This window comes from Qipengyuania sp. (assembly GCF_964227205.1).
Classification (GTDB): domain Bacteria; phylum Pseudomonadota; class Alphaproteobacteria; order Sphingomonadales; family Sphingomonadaceae; genus Qipengyuania.
The window spans coordinates 947,351-968,222 of record NZ_CAXQVB010000002.1 but is presented as its reverse complement, the minus strand read 5'-3'; the positions used below and the strand labels follow the sequence as shown (position 1 = coordinate 968,222).

Here is a 20,872-nt window from a genome sequence, read left to right as displayed (position 1 = left end):
GGGGCGCTGGTGTCCCATTTTTGCAACAGGCGGTGTGCGGGGCACGGCGAGATATCTTCTCCGCGGCTTGTCGGCGTTAGGCAATATGGTAGGATTGTCGCCGGTTTACCGCCCCACTTATGAAGAGGACACTTTGATGCTGCGTCTCACCGGCCTCGCGGCCCTCCTCGCCGCCAGTCCGGTCGCCCTAAATGCGCAGGCGACCGACAATGACGAGTTGCTCTTGCAGTGCCGAGCGATGCAGAAGAAGTCCCAGCGGCTCGAATGTTTCGACAATGCAATGGATTCCATTTTCGGTGTCGATGAGGTGGCCGAGGCGGAGCGTGAACAGTTGCGGCGGGACAATTTTGGCGATCTCGCTGCTGACGAGCAGGACACGGCCGATGCCTATAGCGGGACGATCACGCACGTCGATTACAACCAGACCTACAAGATTCTTCGGTTACAGCTCGACAACGGGAGCGTCTGGGAAGCCCGGACCTCCGGTTCGCTGCGCCTTGATTTTATCCAGCCGGGAGAACAGGTGACTATCGAGAAGGGTATGCTCGGCACCTTCAAGCTCTCGCTCGCCGGGAAGAAGGGCTGGCGCGGCGTCAAGCGCATCGACTGATGGATACGGCGACGGCGCAGCGGGCGCTCCAGGCAGCGCAGGTGGCGCTGCAGCAGGGGCGAACTGCCGCTGCCCGTGAAGTACTGACACCGCTGCGCAAGGCACTCCCGCGCGAGAAGGCGGTGCTTTATCTCTCGGCCCGGCTCGCACGCGCCGAAGGCGATCCACGTAGTGCGGCGAAGCTCGTCGAGAAAGCGTTGCGTGCATCTCCGCGTGAGGCTCCGCTATGGGCCGAATACGCCAGCATCCTGGATGATGCTGGGCGCGCGGCTGAGGCAGTGAAGGCCTACGACCGCGCGCTCCAGCTCGAACCGCGGCTTGTCGATGCGGCCGTCGATCGCGCGGTGCTGCAGATCCGCAAGCTCGATCGGCCGGCGATGATCGAAGACCTGCGGCAGATCGTCCGCGACAATCCTTCTCATCTTCGCGGTTGGCGCAATCTCGCCATGCTCGAACGCGAAGCCTTCGCTACCGAGCGTGCCATCGCTGCTGCGGATCATGTTCTGGCGGCGGCGCCGGGCGATCCCCCGGCGTTGGCGATCCGCGCGTTCGCCCAGTTCGATTCCGGCGAGCCGAGTGCGGCCTATTTTGCCCGAGCCTGCGCCGCCGATCCTGCCAACACCGGTCTCGGTATAAAATATGCTGCAGCCTTGCACAGCGAAGGCCGTAGTGTGGAAGCCGACAGGCTTTTGGATCGGATTATTGCCGCTCAGCCATTCAACGTCGATGCACTGCGCACGCAAGCGCAACTGCGGTGGGAAGCGAACCTCGACGGATCGCCGATGGGAGGGTTCGAGCAGGCCGTGAGGCGGGCCGGATGCCCGCCGGAGGTATGGCGCGAATACGCCAGGTTGATTGAACGCCAGAGCGGGGCTCAGGCAGCGCTGGAAGTCGTGGCGCGTTCGCGGGCGGCGCTTGGCGAGACACGCGATGTCGCGCTGATGGCCGCACAGGCTGCATGCGAGGCTGATGATTTCGCCGATCGGGAAGATGCCTTTACGGCGATAGCGAGCTGGAAAGACCCCGGTGCAGACATGCTGCGCGTTCGCTGGTTGGCACGGATGCACCGCTGGGACGAACTCGCGAAGCTAGGCCAGCGCTTGCTGCGCATGGGATTGCAACGCGATGTGCTCCCTTATCTTTCGCTTGCCTGGCGCGCGAGCGACCCAGACCGATGGCATTGGCTCGAGCGTGACGGTGATTTTGTGGGCACGCTCGATATCGGCTCTCGGCTCAAGGATATCGACGCGCTAGCAATGCACTTGCGGAGTATCCACCGGTCGCAGCGCCAGCCGCTCGAACAGTCGTTGCGCGGAGGCACGCAGACCGATGGCATGTTATTCGCCCGGACGGCTCCGGAGATCACCGAACTGAAGGCGGCCATCGAGGACGCGGTGCGTGAATATTTGGACGGCCTGCCGCCGCGCGACCATAAGCACCCGTGGCTTTCGCTGCCGCGTGAAATCAAGCGCTTCAGCGGCGCCTGGTCGGTGAGGTTGCAGGATGCTGGGTTCCACGTCGCGCATATTCATAATCTGGGGGATGTCAGTTCGGCTTGCTATATTACCCTTCCCGAAATGCTCGGTAAGGGTTCAGAAGGGCAGGATGGCTGGCTGGCGGTGGGCGAACCGCCGCGCGAATTCGGGTTAGACTGGGAGCCGGTCAGGCTGATCGAGCCTGTAGTCGGCAAGCTCGCCCTGTTCCCCTCATGGGCGTGGCACGGTACGCGACCCTTCACTTCAGGCGAGAGGATGACCGTCGCTTTCGACGTCGCCCTGCGCTGATTCCTCCAACAACTCCAGTAAGCTGACTCGCTATTTAGGCGGGGCGGCATGGTCGTGTGCTGGCTGCCGGAGCGTATCGCGATCAGGCAAAAAGAAAGGCGGGCCGAAGCCCGCCTTTCCGTTTGTTCGTTTGCCGAAGCTTAGAACTGGAGGGTCGCGCTGACGAACACGCGACGACCGACCGGGTCATAGGTTTCGACATAGGTGTTGCCGTTCGAGCCACCGAAGCCGGAAGCGATGATCGGCGGTTCCTTGTCGAACAGGTTGTTGACGCCGAGGCGCACAGTAACCGGATCGAGGTTGTACGACAGAGTAAGGTCGAAATAGTCCTGCGAACCGATGTCGCCGATGCTGGCTGCAGCCCCGGTGCCGAGGTCGGCATCCGTGCTACGCTGGTCCCAATCGACGCCGTCGAAGTGACGCCAGCGAACCGACGCACCGAAACCGAAGTCGAAGGTATAGCCCAGACGCATCTGGTGGCGCCATTTCGGCAAGGGCGACCCACAGGAGTTACCATGGTAACCCGAACACTCGAACGCACCATCGGTGGTCAGCGTCGGAACGCCGGTATCGAAGAAGTACGAGTCGAGGTAGGAGCCCGTGAACGACCAGTTCAGACGGCCGGCACCAATGGATCGGCTATAGGATGCCGAAACGTCGATACCGCTCGTGTCCACGCCGCCGACGTTGCGAGTGGTGTTCGTGATGAAACCACCATTGGTCCACAACGTCAGGCTACCGGGTGCGCGCTGGACGAACCCGCAGAGGAACGGATCGCCCGTCTGGCCGCACTGGTTGATGATCGTCTGTGCACCGATGGTGCTGATCGCATTGTCGATCTTGATGTTGTAGTAATCGACCGCGAGGACGAAGCCCGGGACAATCATGTCCGGTTCGATCACGACACCCACCGTGTACGTGTCAGCCTTTTCGGGGGTCAGGTTCTGGTTGCCCCCGATGAACTGATTGTACTGGCCAGCGGGACTTGCTGCAATCGTACCGTAGCGAGCCGCAGGAACGCCAAGGTTGGCGCACTGTGCCGGCGTGAAGCTCGGGGTGGGACCCGAGCAGGGGTCCGAACCCTGGAACAGAGCAACCCGGTTCGGCGAGAACAGGTTGAGGATGTTCGGAGCACGGACGGCACGGTTGTAACCGCCACGGAACTTGATCCAGTCGACCGGAGCGAACTCGCCGATGATCTTGTAGGTATCGGTCGAGAAACCAAGGCTGTAATCCGAATAGCGATAGCCGAGTTCGAGGGCCAGCAGGTCCACGAAGCCGTCTTCGATCAGCGGAACACGAAGTTCGGTGAAGACTTCCTTCACATCGAACTTGCCGTCGACGTCGAGCTGCGGGCTACCCTGCCCGGCACCGTCCTGGGTCTTGAACGAAACGTCGTTACGAGTCGAAATGAGCTCTTCACGATATTCCGCGCCGAGGACGAAGCCGATCGGGCTTGCGTTGCCAATGGAGACGAGATCTCCCGAAATATAGGCGTTCGCTACGACTTCCTCGACTTCACCCTTCGAGAGCAGCGGAATGTTGACATAGTCAATTGCTGCCTGGGTGATGCCGTTGCGCGGATCGGTACCGGCGATGATGCCGGGGCCCTGGAACGGGTTGTATACCGCGCAGTTGGGGTCGGTCCCGTCGATTACAGACTGGCAAACGACGTTGCCATCGGCATCCGTGGTCGCCTGGAGGGCGTTACGGAGGCGCGACCGCGAGAAGTCGTTGTTGTAGACTTGGCTGAAGATGGTCGTGCCATACTGAACCGATGCGTCGTAACGGATCGTGTCGGTGATCGGACCTCGCAGACCGGCGACCAGGCGATAAGCCGTGTGACGCAGATCGTCGAAACGGGGGCCGCCCTCGATGTTACGCTTACCGATGTAGAGCGGAATGATCCCCGCACCCGTCGGATCGGTATCGGCTACATCGTCGCCGTCGGTGTCGATGAAGTCACCGCGATTTTCTTGGCCGTCAATCAGGCCGCAGAGGTAGTTGCCCTGGGCGGCGGTGAAAAGCGGGCTATCGCACGCGATGTTGTACTGATCGGCAAAGAAGGTGCCCGACTGCGCAATCTGCGCCTTCGAACGGTCGTCCATGAACATGAACTCGGCATAGGCCGTGACCGAAGGCGAGATCTCGTAGTCAGCGAAGAAACCGGCCGTGTAGCGGGTGTCAGGACGCTGGAAGTGGTTGATCGGATTGTAGTTATACGCTTCGAACGGACGGCTGAAGTCGTCCGAACCATCCGCAACCAGCCCACCGAAGAGGCTAAAGAAGGGATCGGTTACGGTCGCATAAGGAGCCGTCGACGAACCACCGCAGGAGATGTTCCCCGACCGCGAAGTGGTCAGAGCGCAGAACGAGTAGTCGCGATCGCCGAGCAGCAGCGCGTCGACTTCACGGTAACCGACATAGCCGGTGACGTGGCCACGGCCATCGTCAAAAGCGGCACCAACGGTCAGTTCCATGCTGTAGGTCGAACCGCCGACGTCGTTGCCCTTGGGCGGAGTGAAGCCGCGAGCATCATTGAGGTCGTCGATAGTCGAGCCGTCCTGCTTGACAACCTGGCTCGTGTCATTGTCGTGCTGGAAGAAGCTGTAGTTCGCATCGAGGCGGACACCTTCGAAATCGGTGTCCATGACGAAGTTGACAACGCCGGCCACAGCGTCGGCACCATAGGTCGCCGAAGCGCCGCCGGTGAGGACTTCGACGCGCTCGATCAGCGACGCCGGGATCTGGTTAAGGTCGGCTGCGGGAAGGCCCGGGTCACCCGGCTGCAGGCGACGGCCGTTGATCAGAACCAGCGTACGCGCTGTGCCGAGGCCGCGAAGGTCGACCGTGGCCGTACCCGAAGCGCCGTTCGCGATGAACGAGTTCTGGCCACCGACAACCTGCGGCAGCGAGTTGACAAGGTCTTCGACCTTGACCGTACCCGTATCAGCAACCTCTTCGGCACCGACGACGGTAACCGGGCTGGCGCTTTCGACGTCCGGGCGCGCAATACGCGAACCCGTAACGACGATTGCGCCCGTCGGAGCTGTCGTCGGGTTATCGACGGTAGCTTCGTCGGCCGGACCGACCTGGGCCAGTGCCGGCTGCGAAAGCAGGGCAAGGCCAAGGGCAGCGGGAGCCGCGCTTGCTTTGAAATAGGTTTGGAGTTTCACTCTGTTAATCCCTCTATTGATCGACCGACCCCTGAGGTCGGATCTCCAAGGAACCCCTGCGAGGGAAGGAGAATCGCATGCGACCAAGGCCCATGCGTATGCGCAATCCCTCCAGTGGAAGCTCGCATGTGCCTTTAGGGACGCGCCGAATGCAAAGCTTTTGTTACATTTTGCGCGGTTTGGCGTAAGGGGTGTGACGCCTAAGTCACACCTGCCGTTCGGCCGAAAATTGCGCCTGCCACGGGCGACTCGTACGGATTTAAAACCGATCGGGCGCGAAAGCGCGGCCTTCCGGTTGACGTTCACGTAAGGCGCGCTTACGCAACCGGTTCCTAATCGAAACCTAATGGTTTCGGAAAAGCGAAAAAGAGGATGACGATGCCCGAAGCCTATCTAGTCGAAGCCGTACGCACTGCCGGGGGGCGCCGCGGCGGTCGCCTGGCGGGGATCCACCCGGTGGATCTGGCTGCCAAGTCGCTCGATGCGATCATGGAGCGCAGCGGGCTCGAAGCCAAGGCTGTCGACGATGTGGTGATGGGCTGCGTCAGCCAGGGCGGCGAGCAGGCGATGCAGGTCGGTCGCAATGCAGTGCTCGCGGCCAAACATCTCGGCGAGGGCGTGCCTGCGGTCACGATCGATCGCCAGTGCGGATCCAGCCAGCAGGCGATCCAGTTCGCCGCGCAGGCGGTGATGAGCGGGACGCAGGACGTGGTGATTGCCGCCGGGGTGGAAAGCATGAGCCGCGTGCCGATGGGCTCGACCGCGATGTTCCACATGAAGGAAGGCCTGGGGAACTACAAATCGCCCGGTCTCGAGGAGAAATATCCCGGCATCCAGTGGTCGCAGTTCATGGGGGCGGAGATGATCGTCAAGAAGCATGGCTTCACCAAGGACGATCTCGACCGGTTTGCCCTGTCGAGCCACCAGAAGGCGATCGAAGCGACCAAGTCGGGCGCTTTCGAAGCCGAGATCGTGCCCGTCGAGGTGGAAACCCCCGAAGGCACCGAAATGCACACGGTCGACGAAGGCATCCGCTTCGATGCGACGCTCGAGAGTATCGCCTCGGTCAAGCTGCTGAGCCCCGAAGGCACGATCACTGCCGCCACCAGCAGCCAGATCTGCGACGGGTCCAGCGCGGTGCTGGTCGTATCGGAAAAGGCGCTCAAGGAATACGGCCTCACCCCGATAGCGCGGATCCACAATCTCACCGTGACCGCTGGCGATCCGGTGATCATGCTCGAGGAGCCGCTGTTCGCGACAGACCGGGCGCTGCAGCGCGCCGGGATGAACATCGGCGATATCGACCTTTACGAAGTCAACGAGGCCTTCGCTCCGGTTCCGCTCGCCTGGCTCAAGCATACCGGGGCGGATCCGGACAAGCTCAACGTCAACGGCGGCGCGATCGCGCTCGGCCATCCGCTCGGTGCGAGCGGGACCAAGCTGATGGCGACGCTGGTCCACGCGCTCAAGGCGCGAGGCAAGAAATACGGCCTGCAGACGATGTGCGAGGGCGGCGGCGTCGCCAATGTCACCATCGTCGAGGCGCTTTGACGGCTTGCGTCATCCCAGCGAAAGCTGGAATCGCGCGCAGCAAAGTCGGACCCATTTGAACCCGGTCCCAGCTTTCGCTGGGATGACGAATTGAGAGGATTATTCATGGAAGTCAGCAGCAATACCCCCGCAGTCGTGACCGGCGGCGCATCGGGGCTCGGTGAAGCCACCGCCCGCGCACTCGCCGCCAAGGGCGCCAAGGTCGCCATCTTCGACATGAACGAGGAAAAGGGCGAAGCGGTCGCCAAGGACATCGGCGGCGTCTTCTGCAAGGTCAACGTCACCAGCGACGAGGATGTCGATGCAGGCTTCGCCAAGGCGCGCGAGGCACACGGGCAGGAGCGCATCCTCGTCAACTGCGCGGGCATCGGCAATGCGATCAAGACCGCCAGCCGCGACAAGCAGACCGGCGAGATCAAGCACTTCCCGATTTCGGCCTTCGACTTCGTGATCCAGGTCAACCTCATCGGCACCTTCCGCTGCATCGCCAAGTCGGCGGCGGGCATGATGAGCCTCGACCCGCTGAGCGAGGACGGCGATCGCGGCGCGATCGTCAATACCGCGAGCGTAGCGGCCGAAGACGGCCAGATGGGCCAGGCGGCCTATTCGGCATCGAAGGGCGGCGTAGTCGGCATGACGCTTCCGATCGCGCGCGACCTGATGCGCGAAGGTATCCGCGTGAACACGATCCTGCCGGGCATTTTCAACACCCCGCTGATGAACGCCGCCCCGCCACAGGTGAAGGAAGCGCTCGCCGCATCGGTCCCCTTCCCCAAGCGCCTCGGCAATCCGGAAGAATACGCCAAGCTCGCCATGTGCATGATCGAGACCGGCTATTTCAACGGCGAGGACGTCCGCCTCGACGGCGCGATCCGCATGGCGCCGCGGTGAGCCCGTCTCGCTGTTTGTTTTCCTACTTGCCGCCGGCGCGCTAGACCTGGCCGCATGATCAATCCGGCGCCTCTTTCCCCTTGTTTCGGCAGGCGGAAAGGGGCGCCGACCTTTTTTGCCCTTGGACCGTGTAACATGCGGTCCAAGTCGCGGGACTGACCGAGGAGAAAACCAACACATGTCCTACACGCAGATCAAGCTCGACATCGCCGAGGGCGTCGCCACGATCACGCTCCATCGTCCGGAGAAGATGAACGCTTTCACCCGTGTCATGATGGACGAGATGATCGATGCGATGGACACGACCGATGCCGACGACAGCGTGCGCGCGGTGATCGTCACGGGGCATGGCGACAGGGCATTCTGCGCCGGGGCCGATCTGACGCCCGAGGGCGGGGGGCATGTGTTCTCCGATCCCAACCCGGTCGACGATCTCTCGGACGAGCGGGTGCGTGACGGGGGCGGGCGGCTGACCCTGCGCCTGTTCGATTCGAAGAAACCGCTGATCGGGGCCTGCAACGGCGTGGCCGTGGGGGTCGGGGCGACGATGCAACTCCCCTTCGACATTCGCCTGGCAAGCGACAATGCGCGCTTCGGCTTCGTCTTCGCGCGGCGCGGGATCACGCCGGAGGCCGCCTCGAGCTGGTTCCTGCCGCGGCTTGTCGGCATGCAGACCGCGCTCGAATGGTGCATGACCGGGCGGATCTTCGACGCCGCCGAAGCGAAGGAGCGCGGCCTGGTGCGTTCGGTCCACCCGCAGGGCGAGCTGATGGATGCCGCCATCGGCATCGCGCGCGAGATAGCAGACAACACCTCGGCCGTTTCGGTGGCGATGACGCGCGCCATGCTGTGGCGCCTGGGTGCCGGGGGCCATCCGATGGATGCGCACCGGATCGACAGTCGCGCGATCTATCGCCTCAGCCGCAGTGCGGATGCAAGGGAGGGTATCGCCAGTTTCCTCGAAAAGCGCGCTCCGGCCTATCCCGACAGAGTCAGCACTGACATGCCCGACTTCTATCCCTGGTGGGACGAACCCGCCTATCGATAGTTGCGATTGTGACGGTTACACCGGTAACGGCCTTGCCAAGCGCCGTTCCGGATTCCAAGGTCGTCGTCATGTCCCGACGCCAGCCTGCCCAACTTCTCGCCGACTTCCTTCCCTACCAGCTGTCGATCGCCTCGAACGCGGTCTCGACCCGGATTGCCGAGCAATATCGCAAGCGCTTCGCGCTCAAGACCACCGAATGGCGGGTGATGGCGGTGCTGGGCGATCACGGCGCGCTGACGCAGCGCGAACTGACGCAGCAGACGCTGATGGACAAGGTGCCGGTCAACCGCGCGTGTCGACGGCTGGAGGATCGCGGGCTGGTGCAACGATCGCCCAATGCCAAGGACGGGCGCTCGCACCTGCTCGAGCTGACTGCCGAAGGGCGCGCGGTCCACGACGGGATCATGCCGCTGGCGCGCAAGATCGAAAGCGAGTTGTTCTCGGTGCTGAGCGAGGAAGAGCGCGCCAGCCTGCTCGACATGCTCGTGCGCGTGCGCGAGCAGGCGGGCGATTTCGACGCGGAAAGCCTGGCCGACTAGGCATCGACCAGGCTTCGACTCGCGAAGAGAGGCACGAGCTGGCTAGCCGATGCCGCCGCTGAAGGCGTCGGCGATCGAACAGGCCGCCGGGCCGAGAATGACGATGAACAGCACGGGCAGGATGAACATGATCAACGGCACGGTCATGATCGCGGGCAGGCGCGCGGCCTTTTCCTCGGCACGCATCATGCGCTCGTTGCGGAATTCGGCCGACAGTACGCGCAGGGCGCTGGCCAGCGGGGTGCCGTAGCGTTCGGTCTGGATCATGGTGGTCACGACGCCCTTCACCGCATCGAGATCGACGCGATAGGCGAGGTTGTCGAAGGCCTTCTTGCGCTCGTTGAGGAACGACAGTTCGATCGCCGTCAGCGCAAACTCGTCGCCCAGTTCGGGATAGGCGCGGCCCAGTTCCTTGGCCACGCGGTTGAACGCGGCATCGACCGTCAGGCCGGCCTCGGCGCAGATGACCAGCAGGTCGAGCGCGTCGGGCAGGCCCTTGCGGATCGCATCCGAGCGCTTTTTGGCGATGTTCCCGATGTAGAGTTCGGGCCCCTTGTAGCCGACGAAGACGGCCAGCGCGAGCGCGGCCACGCGCTTCATCTGCCAGTCGGGATAGACCTGGACGACATACAGCATGACGAAGGCGAAACCGCCGAGCAGGATCGGCAGCACCGCGCGCAGGCCGATGATGACGATCGCCAGTTCCTTGTTGCGGATGCCGGCATGCGCCAGCTTCTGCTGGACGACCTCGACCTGACTCTGCTGCAGCACTTTCAGATTGCCGAGCGTATCCTTGATCTTCTCGGTCGTGTCGGTCTTGCGGACGAGGCTCTGCCGCTTCTTCGCATTCGCAGTGACGAGCCCCATCTTGAGCTCTTCGCGCCGGCCCTCGAGCGCCTTTACGCGCTTGCTCATCGGGTCCTTGATGGTGACCGCGGTGTAGATCGCGAAGACCATCGCCATGGCGGCGATCCCGGCGAGGATCGAGCCGACCATGTAGACGTCGAAGCCGAGGAGGGTGGGGCCGGTTGCAGGGTCCATTACGCTACTCTTTTCCCACTCAGATTTCGAAGCTGACCATCTTGGCCATGATGAAGCCGCCGATGCTCATCCACACGAGTCCGCCGAGCCCGGTGACGATCAGGCGATCGTCTTCGAAAAAGCCGCCGATATAGGTCGGGTTGATCCACCAGATCATCGCGAAGACGATGAAGGGCAGGGCGCCGACGATGTAGGCGGAGGCTTTGGATTCGGAGCTCATCGCCTTGATCTTGAGCTTCATCTGCGCGCGCTTGCGCAGCACGTCGGCCAGGTTCGACAGCGTCTCGGCGAGATTGCCCCCGGTTTCGCGCTGGATGGCGAGCGTGATGCAGAAGAAGTTGAACTCCGGAATTCCCAGCCGGTCGGCGGTTTCCTGGAGCGATTCCTCCATCGTCCGCCCGATCTTGATGCGTTCGACGATGCCTTTGAATTCAACCCCCACGGGTCCGGGTACTTCCTGCGCCACCACGGCCAGCGTCTCGGTCACCGGGAGGCCCGAGCGCAGCCCGCGGACGAGCAGTTCGATCGCGTCGGGAAACTTGGTGTTGAAGGCGTTCGTGCGCTTCTTGATCGCGCGACCGACGATGAAGTGGGGCAGGCCCGCGCCGACGAACACGCCAATGGCCAGCGACAGGCCCAGCGAGCCGCTGCGCAAATACATCAGCATTGCGACGACGACGCCGAGCCCCAACGAGGCATAGGCATACTGGCTCAGCGTCCAGCCCTTGCCGGTCTGGTCGAGGCGGTTGGCGAGCGCCTCTATGCGTGAGGAGGATCCCGCGACGCGGTGCATCTTGGGCTTGCGCGCCGCGATGGCCTTCTTGAGTTGCGATTCGACCTTGGCGTCGGTGCTTTCGGAGTGGCGGTAGCGGACCTGCTGCAGGCGACGCTGGCTCGCCTTGGACGCATTGGGACCCGAGAGCATCGCATAGCCGATCGCCAGCAAGGCCAGAACCCCGACGGCCACGAGCACGAGCTGGATGATGTTCATGCGTTAACTCCGTATCTCCGCAATCGGGCGCCCGGGGCGGCCGCCAAGAAGGCGTCACTCGGCGGGTTCGGCCACCTGGTCGGTTTTCTTCTTGGCCAGCAGACCCTTGAGATCGAGCGAGCCGAGCAGCGATTTCTTCGCTTCGCCAGCCTCTGCATCCGCAGATTCTTCTTCTCCGGCGCCCAAGATCTGCGAGGCCAGCTGCTTGATCGCACCAGTTGCCTTCGAACTGCCATTGGCATCGACGAAGGTCTTGCCCAGCTTGGCGGCATTGGCGGCAGCCTTCTGGTCGAAGGGAATCGTAATGTCGATCTTGCGCTCGATCGAGGCCTCGAAATCGGCCTTGCTGATTTCCGCGGCCCCGGGCTGGACCTTGTTCGCCACGATCAGCACCTGGGCATGCGGGGCATTCGTCTTGAGCCACGAGAGGATCCGGATCGTGTCGCGCGCCGAGGCGAGCGACATTTCGGTGGCCAGCACGACGACATTCACGTCGTTGAGCAGGTGCGGGAAATTGATCATCATGTTGCGCGGCATGTCGAGCACGGTCATCTCGAACGTATGCTTGAATTCTTCCTGCAGTTGCATGAAGGCCGCGCCGTCGGTCATCAGCGGCTGGTTGATCGGCGCCTCGGCCGAGAGGATCGCGAGATTGTCGTTCGCACGGATCATGGCGCGTTCGATGAACAGCCCGTCGATACGGCTGGGATTGTCGATCGCATCGGTGAGGCCGCGGCCGGGTTCGAGATCGAGCGTCAGCGCGCCGGTTCCGAAATGCACGTCGAGATCGAGCAGCGCGGTCGGCATGCGCTTGTTGACCGAGAAGAGCCAGGCGAGCGAGGTGACCAGCGTGGATGCACCGACGCCGCCGCGTGTGCCGATGACCGCTGTCGAGATGTGGCGCTTCACGCCTTCCTCCTCGCCCGTGCGCGGCGCCATGAAGACGGCTTGCGCCTGGTTGAGCGAGTCGCGCAGCATGCTGGCGGACAACGGCTTCAGCAGGTAATCGTGGATTCCGCTCGCCAGCAGGTCGCGGTAGAGGCGCACGTCATTGACCTGGCCGATCGCAATCACGACCGTGCCGGGTTCGCAGACTTCGGCGAGGGCGTTGATGTCGTTGAGCGGGTCGCCGCTTTCGGAAAGGTCGACCATGAGGATGTTGGGGCTGGCCGAGACCGACAGCGATTGCACTGCGTTGCGCAGGCCGCCCTTGTTGCACTTCTCGGGCGCCCAGCCGAGTTCGATCACCACCGGGCGCAGCACGTCGAGAGCATTCTCGTCGCAGAGATAGGCGGCAAAAGCATCGCGATTGCCCGGCATGGCGGATTTGAGTGAAGCGCTCATGGCGGATTAGCCTCCTTCTTTCGTGCTGACGTCGGCCAGGCCGCCGGTGCCGGTCGGTGCCTGTTCGCGATAGGCCTTGATGGCTTTGGTCGAGGTCGTGACCGTGGTCTCGCCGGTGCCCTGCTGGCCGGCGATCAGATCTTCGGGATTGGCGACCATCGCCGCGAGGTTCCCGTTCACGGCGCACCCGTATCCGGGATAGGTCGCATTATTGACATTGGCCTCGTTGTTGGCCGACCAGTCGGGGCAGCCGGGTACGCTCGCGGTCGAACGTGTCACGACGATCCGCGCCTGTCCCGGGGTCACATAGCCGGCGGTTACCGGTGTCCCTTCGCTGACGAGCAGACCGTGGCGTCCGGCCAGCGCGGCGAGATCTTCCTTCACCGCCGGGCTGGCGGTGGGGTCGTCGATCGAAATGCGGTCGCCGTAGCCGAGGCCCATGGCCTCGAACCAGCCGGCGATACGCTGCTGTTCGGTAACGGGAAGGCCGTCGCCCGAGGTGGTGACGTCGAGCGTGAAATTGGTCCGTTCGACGACCGGTTGACGGGCGCTGTAGAGCGACCTGTTATCGGTCGGCATGCCGCCCACGCAGGCACCGAGCACGAGGCTGAGTGACACCGTCAGAGTCCCGGCGAGCTTGTGATTGATTGCCTTGGCCATGGTAGTGGTCCCCTATTCGAAGCTGAAGCCGGGCGCGGCGGGTTCGTTGCGGCCCGTGTCGGGCTTGCCCTGAGTCTGGCGATTGCCATCGTCGGCGGGCCGTGCCTGCGAGAAGCCGGGTGCGGCCGGCGCCGCTTCGACCGCGCGCGGTTTCGGGCGATCGCCCCCGGTCACGCCATCGCTCTGCTGATAGCCGAGCAGGCGCTGGAACTCGGTCGGCGTGCGGAAGCCGTCGGTCGGCAGCTTGATGTCGTTGCCGTCGACCGGCTTCACCAGATAGGGTGTGACCACGATCACCAGCTCGGTCTCGCCCTTGCGGTAGGTGGTCGAGCGGAACAGGTTGCCGAGGATCGGGATGTCGCCGAGGCCCGGCGCCTTGTCGACCGAGTTGCTCGCGTTGTTCGAGAGCAGGCCGGCGATCATGAAGCTCTGGCCGGAACCCAGCTCGATGGTGGTCTCTGCGCGGCGCGTCACCAGTGCGGGGACCTGGAAGCCGTTGAGCGTGATCGCGCCCTGGCTCGAAAGTTCCGACACTTCGGGGCGGACGCGCATCGAGATGCGGCCGTTGGCGAGCACGGTCGGAGTGTAGGCGAGGCTGACCCCGTAGTTCTTGTATTCGACCGTGGTCGTCCCGAGCCCCTGGCTGAGCGGGATCGGGAATTCGCCACCGGCAAGGAATTCGGCGGTCTCGCCGGAGAGGGCGGTCAGGTTCGGCTGCGACAGCGTGGTGACGAGGCCTTCGGTTTCGGCGAGGTCGAGCGCCGCGCCGATGTCGAGGCCGAGGAACTTGCCCATCGCGCCGAGCGTGGTGCCGGGCGAGGCACTGGTTACCGTGGTGCCGACCGCCTCGATCAGCTTGGTCGGATCGGTCGGGTCGGGAATATAACCTCTAGGCGTGACGCCGACGCCCAGGGCGGACAGCTGGCCGCCGGAAAGGAAGCCCCTGCGCCCCTGGCCGACACCGAACTGGAACCCGCTGCTGCGGTCGATGCTGGTCAGATTGACGCCCAGGGCGCGCACGAAGCTGCGGCTGACTTCGGCGATGCGGACCTGCAGGTTGACCTGCAGCGGCGTCGCCATGCGCAGCCGGCTGATGACGTTGGTCTCCTCGCCCACGAAGGCCTCGACGAGACGCTGGGCCTCCTCGGCATCCTCCGGCGCGGCGACGGTGCCGGTCAGCAGCACGACGTTCGAGCCCATGGTCGCGACCGAAATCTTGGCTTCGGGCATGGCGAGGGCGAGCAGCTGGTCGATGCTGCCGATGTTCGATCCGACGCGGACATTGGCCGACCAGATGATGTCTCCGGCGGCATTGCTGGCGTAGATCGTTGTCTCGCCCCCGGCCTTGCCGAGGACATAGAGCTGACGCTGCGACTTGACCTGGACATCGGCGATGCCGTCGTCGGCAACGAAGACGTCGGCCATCGCGCCGGGCACGTTGACCAGTTCGCCGCGACCGATCGACAGAACGATCTCGGAATTCGGGCGAACCACCGACTGGGCGGTCGCGACACTGGTCGGTGCAGCCGCCAGCGGCGCCATGGCCATGCTGGCGAGCAGCAATTTCGTGGTAAGACGACGCTTCATCGAATTGCCCCCTGAATGGCTCTTCATTTTTTCGGTCCGGCTCATTTGCCGCCCACCGGCACTTCTTCGGTTTCCTTGCCGCGGGTGACGCGGACGCTCGGCCCGCGGTAGACCGGAGCGCTCGGCCCGGCCGCCGGAGCGACGCCGGGCGCGGGCATGGCCTGCTGCGGCGCAGCACTGGGACCCTGCGGCGGCGCGGTGCGGCGCTGGAAGCGCGACACGTCGCCACCCGTCACATAGGTCGTCTTGCCATCGACCGGGCGCGCCATCGCCTGGCGCAGGATCCGCTCTTCCTCTTCGGGCGAAGCATCGTCTGGGATGTTGACGTCGCCTTCGGCGATCGCGCGTTCGAGCTCGCTCTGATTGTCCGCCAGCGAGCGCAGCGAAAGGCTCAGCGTTCCGATGGTCTGCGCGACGGCCACCTTCTCGGCGATGGTCGGCGTCACCTCGAGCGTGACGGTGCGGAATTCCTTGACCACGGTCGAACCGTCCTCGGCCTTTTCCGAAACGGTCGACTGGTCGGTGGCGAGCACGCGAAGGTTACGAAGGATGGTTTCCGATGCCTTCAGGCTGGGGCCTTCGCCCTCGACCTGCTGGGTCAGGACCATGTCGACGCGGTCGCCGGGAAAGACGAAGCCGGCAACGCCCGACTGGGCGTTCACGGGAACGGTGATCGCGCGCATGCCCGGCGCCAGTGCGGCAGCCAGGAAGCCGCGGTCACCGGGCGCGACGAGCGATCCCTGGGTGATCGGCTCGCCTGCGGTGATCGCATTGCGCACGACGGTGCCGAGCAGCTTGCTCATGTCGGTCTCGCCGTCGAGGAAATAGGCGTCCTGCACCAGTTCTTCGGGCCACGGCTGGAAACCGAGCGCATCGGCGGTGATGATCGTGCCCACCGGCAGCGCGCGCTGCGCGACGAGTACCTTGGGACCCAGCTGTTCGACCTGCGCCGCATCGGCCTGCGGGGCACTCGCTCCGGCGAACATGCTCCGCGCGACAAGTGCCGTGCCGACAGCTACGATCAGCGCGACGACCAGCAGAACCAGCTTCTTCCTATCCATGGCTATCTAGCCCCCTAGTTCGGCCCGCGAAGCGATATGGCGGGCATGTATGGTTGCCTTCTCTAAGGGCGAATTGGTTAAGATCGCGTTCTCAACCACCGCCGGGAATTGCCGTGCCTGCCAGCAGTTCTCCGCTGGCGAGGATCCAGATCGCGGCGAGCGAGATCGCCGGGCCGTAGGGCACCCACAGATCGGCTTCGTGGCGCCGGATGATGCGGATCGATCCCAGCGTGACGATGAGCAGGACGACGAGCGGGGCCAGCGCCAGCGCCACCATCGCGACGAAACTGGTCGCACCCAGATCGGCCATGAACTGCGGCAGCGGCAGCGTCGGTCCGCCGAGTACGGCGCTGGCGAAGAGTGCCGCGGTCGCCGTTCCGAGAACGAGATAGGCGGTATCGCGCAACGGCCTGGTATCGGTCGCCGTCGAGCGCGCGACCCGCCAGGCGCCCACCGCCATCGTCAGCACCCAGCCGAGCATCGCCATGGCGACGAGCAGCAGGGTGAAGTGCGAGGGCGGAATCCACAGCGCGAGCGCGGTCAGCAGCTTGACGTCGCCGCCGCCCATCTGGCGGAGGGCGAAAAGCGCGCAGCAGACCGCGAAGACTGCCAGCGCGAGGCCCAGTTGCAACGCGATGCCGGGCCATGCCGGGAGGCCGAGCGAAAGCCAATAGAGCGGCGCGCCCGCTGCGATCGTCAGCGTCAGCTTGTTGCTGATCGTCCGGCTGCGCAGGTCGGTCACGATTACCCAGAGCAGTGCGATTGCCAAGCCGCAGAGCAATACGTAGGTGAAAGTCTGGCTTTGCATGGTCGCCCGAGGTGCTCCTTCGGGCGCGGTGCTACAGGAACGTGCTTACCAAAAAGTAACCATAGAGGAGGTCGCGATCACGGGCATGCCAGCGCAACAGGAGACCTTCGACCGCCGCTCGATTCCGCCGGGCGCGACCGAATCCACTTTCGCGCTTGCCGACGGCCACGCGATCCGGCGGATCGACTGGCCCGGCGCCGGTGGCGGCAGGCGCGGTTCGATCCTGTTCCTTCCGGGGCGCGGCGATTTCTACGAGAAATATCTCGAGACGCTCGATCATTGGCATCGATCGGGCTGGCGAGTCACCGCGGCCGATTGGCGCGGGCAGGCGGGTTCGGGACGCCTCGGGGACGACGCGATCACCGGCCACATTGCCGATTTTTCGGCCTGGACGGGCGATCTCGCGCAGCTGTGGCAGGCGTGGAAGGCGCTCACGCCGGGTCCGCACATCCTCGCCGGGCACTCGATGGGCGGACATCTTGTGATGCGCGCGCTGGTCGATTCGCTCGTCGATCCCGACGCCGTGGTGTTGAGTGCGCCGATGATCGGCATGGCCGGCCCGCCCTTGCCGGTCGCAGTGCTGCATGCCGTCGCAAAGCTGATGACGAAAATAGGTGCCCCGACCCGCCCGGCGTGGAAATGGAGCGAGAAACCGGGCGAAATGCCTGCCGACAGGGGCACGCTGCTGACGCACGATGCAGAACGCTACGCCGATGAGCTGTGGTGGCGCGAGAAGCGGCCGGAGCTGGTCATGGGGCCGGGCAGCTGGGGCTGGGTCGAACGGGCCTATGCCTCGATCCGCCGGCTGGAGGAAGCCGGCGCAATGGAATCCGTGCAGGTTCCGGTCCTGGTGCTCAGTACCGCGGCCGACAGGCTGGTCAGCCACGCGTCCGCGGTGCGGACCGCGCAGCGCCTGCCCAAGGGCGAACTGGTCGCCTTCGGCGATGAAGCCCGCCACGAGATCCTTCGCGAGGTCGATCCCGTGCGCGATCGTGCGCTGGCGGCGATCGACGATTTCCTCGACCGCGCGGCCCCTGCGGGACCGCGGTGAGCTACTACGATTTCGCGATCGTCGGCGCCGGAATCGCCGGCGCGAGCCTCGCCGCCGAGCTGGGCGAGGGGGGCGCGCGCGTGCTGTTGCTTGAGGCGGAGGAGCGGCCCGGCTATCATGCCACGGGTCGATCCGCGGCCTTCTGGGAGGAATGCTACGGCGGGCCCGAGATCGTGCCGTTGACGCTCGCCTCCGGCCCCCCTCTGCGCGAAGGCGGTTTCCTGACCCAGCGTGGCGCTCTCTACATCGGGCGTGCCGGCGACGAGGAACTGGTGACCGGCTTTATGCAGCGCTTCGTTCCCACCGGGGCGACGATCGAGCATCTCGGTCGCGGGCAATTGCAGACGCGGCTCCCGGGCGTGCGCCCGGGCTGGAGCGACGCGATCTGGGAGCCCGTCTGCGCCGACATCGATGTCGCTGCGCTGCACGGGCATTTCCTTGCCCGCGCACGGGCGGGCGATGTGCGCCTCGAATGCCGGGCCCGCGTGGCGGGTCTGGAGCGAGGTGAGGGGTTCTGGACGATCACCACCGCGCGCGGCGAGAGCCACCGCGCCGCAACGGTCGTCAATGCAGCGGGCGCGTGGGCGGACCCCGTCGCGCGTCTTGCAGGCGCAAGCCCCGTCGGGATCACCCCCTATCGCCGCACGGTGGTTCAGGTGCGGGTCGATCCGGCGGTGCCCGACGATCTGCCGCTGGTACTCGACCTGCGTGGTCAGTTCTATTTCAAGCCCGAATCGGGGCGCCTGTGGCTCAGCCCGCATGACGAGGAGCCGAGCGAGCCCTGCGATGCCGCACCCGAAGAACTCGCGGTGGCGCAGGCCATCGAGCGACTCGGCGAGGTGGTCGACTGGCGGGTCGAGGCGGTCGAACACAAGTGGGCCGGGCTGCGCAGCTTCGCGCCCGACCGCCGCCCGGTGTATGGTCGCGATCCTGCGGTGGAAGGCTTCGCCTGGTTCGCGGGGCAGGGCGGTTTCGGTATCCAGACCTCGCCCGCGGCGGCGCGGCTCACCCGCCAGCTGCTGCTCGGCGAAGAGCGCGACACAATGACTCAAGAGCTGGAGCCCGAGCTCTATGCACCCGCGCGCTTCGTCTAGCCAAGCGCGAGCGACACGCTAGGGTGTTCGACCGACAACGAACCCTAAAAGAGGAGCGAGCAATGGCCCACCATTTCGAAATCTACCGCGACAAGGCAGGCGAATACCGCGTGCGCTTCAGCTATAATTCCGAAGTGATGTTCTCGACCGAAGGCTATTCCTCCAAGGCCGGCGCGCAGAACGCCATCCATTCGATCAAGAAGAACGGTCCCGCGGCCAAGGTCGTCGACAACAGTTGATCAGGCTTGGCGGGCGATGCGCTCCGCCGCGTCGCTGGCGAGGCGATCGACCCGCTCGTTCTCCTCGTGACCCGAATGGCCCTTAACCCAGTGCCACCGGACCCTGTGGTGCGCGGTCAGTTCGATCAGATCGTGCCACAATTCGGCGTTGCGGACCGGCTTCTTGCTGGCATTGACCCAGCCACGCTTCTTCCACCCGTGGACCCACTTGGTGATCCCGTCGACGAGGTATTTGCTGTCGGTGTAGAGATCGACCTCGCAGGGCTCGATCAGCGCCCGCAGGCCCATGATCGCAGCGGTCATTTCCATGCGGTTGTTGGTCGTATCGGGCTCACCACCCGACAGCTCCTTCTCGTGCGGGCCCATCCTCAGCAGGGCGCCCCAGCCGCCAGGGCCGGGGTTGCCCTTGCAGGCACCATCGGTGAACAGTTCGACCTTCTTCATGCGAAGGCTCTTTGTCCGTTCGCGCGGTAGAATTCCAGCCGGCGGACGAAATCCATCGGATCCTTGCGCCGGACCAGCGCATCCTCGGGCGTGTCGAGCCAGTCCTGCGCGCGGCTGGCGACAAACCGCAGGCACGCGCCCTCAGCCAGCAGCGGCAGCGCCGCGCGCTCGCCGTTTTCGAGCGGCCGCACGCTTTCATAGCCTTCGACGAGTGCTTCGCCGAGCGGCCGGTCGCAGTTCTTTCCGCTTTCGTCGAAGCTCCACGCGGCGTGCGTTACCGCCAGATCATAGGCCATCGCCCCATCGCAGGCGAAATAGAAATCGATCATGCCGCTCACCCGATCGCCCAGCATCAGGACGTTGTCGGGAAAGAGGTCCGAATGGATCACTGATTGCGGCAGGTCCTCCGGCCAGACCTCGACAATCGCCGCGCCCGTGTCGAGGACGGCGGGCAAATGCGGGTCGATGGCCGCGAGTGCAGTGGCGCCGCAGTCGCGCAGGATCGCCAGCGTATCGGGCGGAGCGAGCCGGTTTTCGCGGCGCATCGGGAAGCGGGCTCCCGCGCGGTGCATCTCCGCGAGGGCCCTGCCCACCGCAAACGCCTGATCGCGGGTCGGCTGGCTGGGCGAAAGCCCGGGAAGAAACTCGATCAGCGCGATGGCCTTGTCGCCGACCATTCGCCATGCTTCGCCCGCGCGATCGTGGATCGTGCGCGGCACCGGGCAGCCGGCTGCCGAGAGGTGATCGAGCAGGCCGAGAAAGAAAGGCAGCTCGGCCAGTTCGATGCGCCGCTCGTACATCGTCAGGATGAAGCGCCCCTGCGTGGTCTCGACCAGCCAGTTCGAGTTCGAGACCCCTTCGGCGATGCCCTTGAACGAAACCAGTTCGCCGACATCGTATTGCGCGACGAGCTGCGCCAGGTCTTCGGCCCCGAGGTGGGTGTAGACCGCCAC

Annotated in this window: 19 protein-coding genes; 9 read left to right on the top strand and 10 right to left on the bottom strand. The window is 64.5% G+C overall.

Annotation, left to right across the window (positions count from 1 at the left end):
- Window positions 1-136: 136 nt before the first annotated feature.
- Together ACEQZ0_RS06835 and ACEQZ0_RS06830 are read left to right on the top strand one after the other, a co-directional pair.
- A complete protein-coding gene (locus ACEQZ0_RS06835; protein WP_370189660.1) occupies window positions 137-610 on the top strand; it encodes a hypothetical protein in 474 nt (157 codons plus the stop codon).
- Window positions 610-2,394 (top strand): putative 2OG-Fe(II) oxygenase, encoded by a 1,785-nt coding sequence (locus ACEQZ0_RS06830; protein ID WP_370189658.1) that lies wholly within the window; start codon window positions 610-612, stop codon window positions 2,392-2,394. Before ACEQZ0_RS06835 ends, ACEQZ0_RS06830 begins: the two co-directional genes overlap by 1 nt.
- Window positions 2,395-2,534: 140 nt before the next feature.
- Here ACEQZ0_RS06830 and ACEQZ0_RS06825 read toward each other — a convergent pair whose 3' ends face one another.
- Window positions 2,535-5,570, bottom strand: coding sequence for a TonB-dependent receptor domain-containing protein (locus ACEQZ0_RS06825; protein ID WP_370189656.1), 3,036 nt, complete (start codon window positions 5,568-5,570; stop codon window positions 2,535-2,537).
- Between the two features lie 378 nt (window positions 5,571-5,948).
- Between ACEQZ0_RS06825 and ACEQZ0_RS06820 the strand changes: the two genes are divergently transcribed.
- The 4 genes from ACEQZ0_RS06820 (at window position 5,949) to ACEQZ0_RS06805 (ending at window position 9,599) form a co-directional block, all read left to right on the top strand.
- On the top strand, window positions 5,949-7,121 hold the full coding sequence (locus ACEQZ0_RS06820; RefSeq protein ID WP_370189951.1) for an acetyl-CoA C-acetyltransferase: 1,173 nt from the start codon (window positions 5,949-5,951) through the stop codon (window positions 7,119-7,121).
- Between the two features lie 105 nt (window positions 7,122-7,226).
- Complete coding sequence (locus ACEQZ0_RS06815; RefSeq protein ID WP_370189654.1) at window positions 7,227-8,012, top strand: SDR family NAD(P)-dependent oxidoreductase; 786 nt, start codon at window positions 7,227-7,229, stop codon at window positions 8,010-8,012.
- A gap of 178 nt (window positions 8,013-8,190) precedes the next feature.
- Window positions 8,191-9,060, top strand: a complete 870-nt coding sequence (locus ACEQZ0_RS06810) for a crotonase/enoyl-CoA hydratase family protein (RefSeq protein ID WP_370189652.1) — start codon at window positions 8,191-8,193, stop codon at window positions 9,058-9,060.
- Between the two features lie 68 nt (window positions 9,061-9,128).
- The gene (locus ACEQZ0_RS06805; protein WP_370189650.1) at window positions 9,129-9,599 is read left to right on the top strand and encodes a MarR family winged helix-turn-helix transcriptional regulator; all 471 of its coding nucleotides are present in this window, start codon (window positions 9,129-9,131) and stop codon (window positions 9,597-9,599) included.
- A gap of 42 nt (window positions 9,600-9,641) precedes the next feature.
- Here ACEQZ0_RS06805 and ACEQZ0_RS06800 read toward each other — a convergent pair whose 3' ends face one another.
- From ACEQZ0_RS06800 to ACEQZ0_RS06770, 7 genes are all read right to left on the bottom strand, one after another.
- Complete coding sequence (locus tag ACEQZ0_RS06800; protein ID WP_370189648.1) at window positions 9,642-10,640, bottom strand: type II secretion system F family protein; 999 nt, start codon at window positions 10,638-10,640, stop codon at window positions 9,642-9,644.
- 19 nt (window positions 10,641-10,659) lie between these two features.
- A complete protein-coding gene (locus ACEQZ0_RS06795) occupies window positions 10,660-11,631 on the bottom strand; it encodes a type II secretion system F family protein (RefSeq protein WP_370189646.1) in 972 nt (323 codons plus the stop codon).
- Between the two features lie 54 nt (window positions 11,632-11,685).
- Window positions 11,686-12,975 (bottom strand): pilus assembly protein CpaE, encoded by a 1,290-nt coding sequence (locus ACEQZ0_RS06790; protein WP_370189644.1) that lies wholly within the window; start codon window positions 12,973-12,975, stop codon window positions 11,686-11,688.
- 6 nt (window positions 12,976-12,981) lie between these two features.
- The gene (locus tag ACEQZ0_RS06785) at window positions 12,982-13,635 is read right to left on the bottom strand and encodes a CpaD family pilus assembly protein (RefSeq protein WP_370189642.1); all 654 of its coding nucleotides are present in this window, start codon (window positions 13,633-13,635) and stop codon (window positions 12,982-12,984) included.
- A gap of 12 nt (window positions 13,636-13,647) precedes the next feature.
- Window positions 13,648-15,222 (bottom strand): type II and III secretion system protein family protein, encoded by a 1,575-nt coding sequence (locus ACEQZ0_RS06780; protein ID WP_370189640.1) that lies wholly within the window; start codon window positions 15,220-15,222, stop codon window positions 13,648-13,650.
- Window positions 15,223-15,263: 41 nt separating this feature from the next.
- Window positions 15,264-16,283 carry a Flp pilus assembly protein CpaB gene (gene cpaB / locus ACEQZ0_RS06775; protein WP_370189638.1) on the bottom strand — a complete coding sequence of 340 codons (1,020 nt, stop codon included), beginning with the start codon at window positions 16,281-16,283 and terminating at the stop codon, window positions 15,264-15,266.
- Window positions 16,284-16,374: 91 nt separating this feature from the next.
- Window positions 16,375-17,091: a prepilin peptidase gene (locus ACEQZ0_RS06770; RefSeq protein WP_370189636.1), complete on the bottom strand. Its 717-nt coding sequence runs from the start codon at window positions 17,089-17,091 to the stop codon at window positions 16,375-16,377.
- 85 nt (window positions 17,092-17,176) lie between these two features.
- On the opposite strand from ACEQZ0_RS06770, the gene ACEQZ0_RS06765 reads away from it, so the two are divergent.
- The 3 genes from ACEQZ0_RS06765 (at window position 17,177) to ACEQZ0_RS06755 (ending at window position 19,475) form a co-directional block, all read left to right on the top strand.
- The gene (locus ACEQZ0_RS06765) at window positions 17,177-18,142 is read left to right on the top strand and encodes an alpha/beta fold hydrolase (RefSeq protein WP_370189634.1); all 966 of its coding nucleotides are present in this window, start codon (window positions 17,177-17,179) and stop codon (window positions 18,140-18,142) included.
- Window positions 18,139-19,236 carry an NAD(P)/FAD-dependent oxidoreductase gene (locus ACEQZ0_RS06760; RefSeq protein WP_370189633.1) on the top strand — a complete coding sequence of 366 codons (1,098 nt, stop codon included), beginning with the start codon at window positions 18,139-18,141 and terminating at the stop codon, window positions 19,234-19,236. Before ACEQZ0_RS06765 ends, ACEQZ0_RS06760 begins: the two co-directional genes overlap by 4 nt.
- A 62-nt stretch (window positions 19,237-19,298) precedes the next feature.
- Window positions 19,299-19,475: a YegP family protein gene (locus ACEQZ0_RS06755; protein WP_370189631.1), complete on the top strand. Its 177-nt coding sequence runs from the start codon at window positions 19,299-19,301 to the stop codon at window positions 19,473-19,475.
- Here the strand turns inward: ACEQZ0_RS06755 and rnhA are convergent, their stop codons facing one another.
- Together rnhA and thrB are read right to left on the bottom strand one after the other, a co-directional pair.
- On the bottom strand, window positions 19,476-19,919 hold the full coding sequence (gene rnhA / locus ACEQZ0_RS06750) for a ribonuclease HI (protein ID WP_370189628.1): 444 nt from the start codon (window positions 19,917-19,919) through the stop codon (window positions 19,476-19,478).
- Window positions 19,916-20,872 carry a homoserine kinase gene (thrB, locus tag ACEQZ0_RS06745; RefSeq protein WP_370189626.1) on the bottom strand — a complete coding sequence of 319 codons (957 nt, stop codon included), beginning with the start codon at window positions 20,870-20,872 and terminating at the stop codon, window positions 19,916-19,918. The genes rnhA and thrB overlap by 4 nt, the downstream gene beginning before the upstream one ends.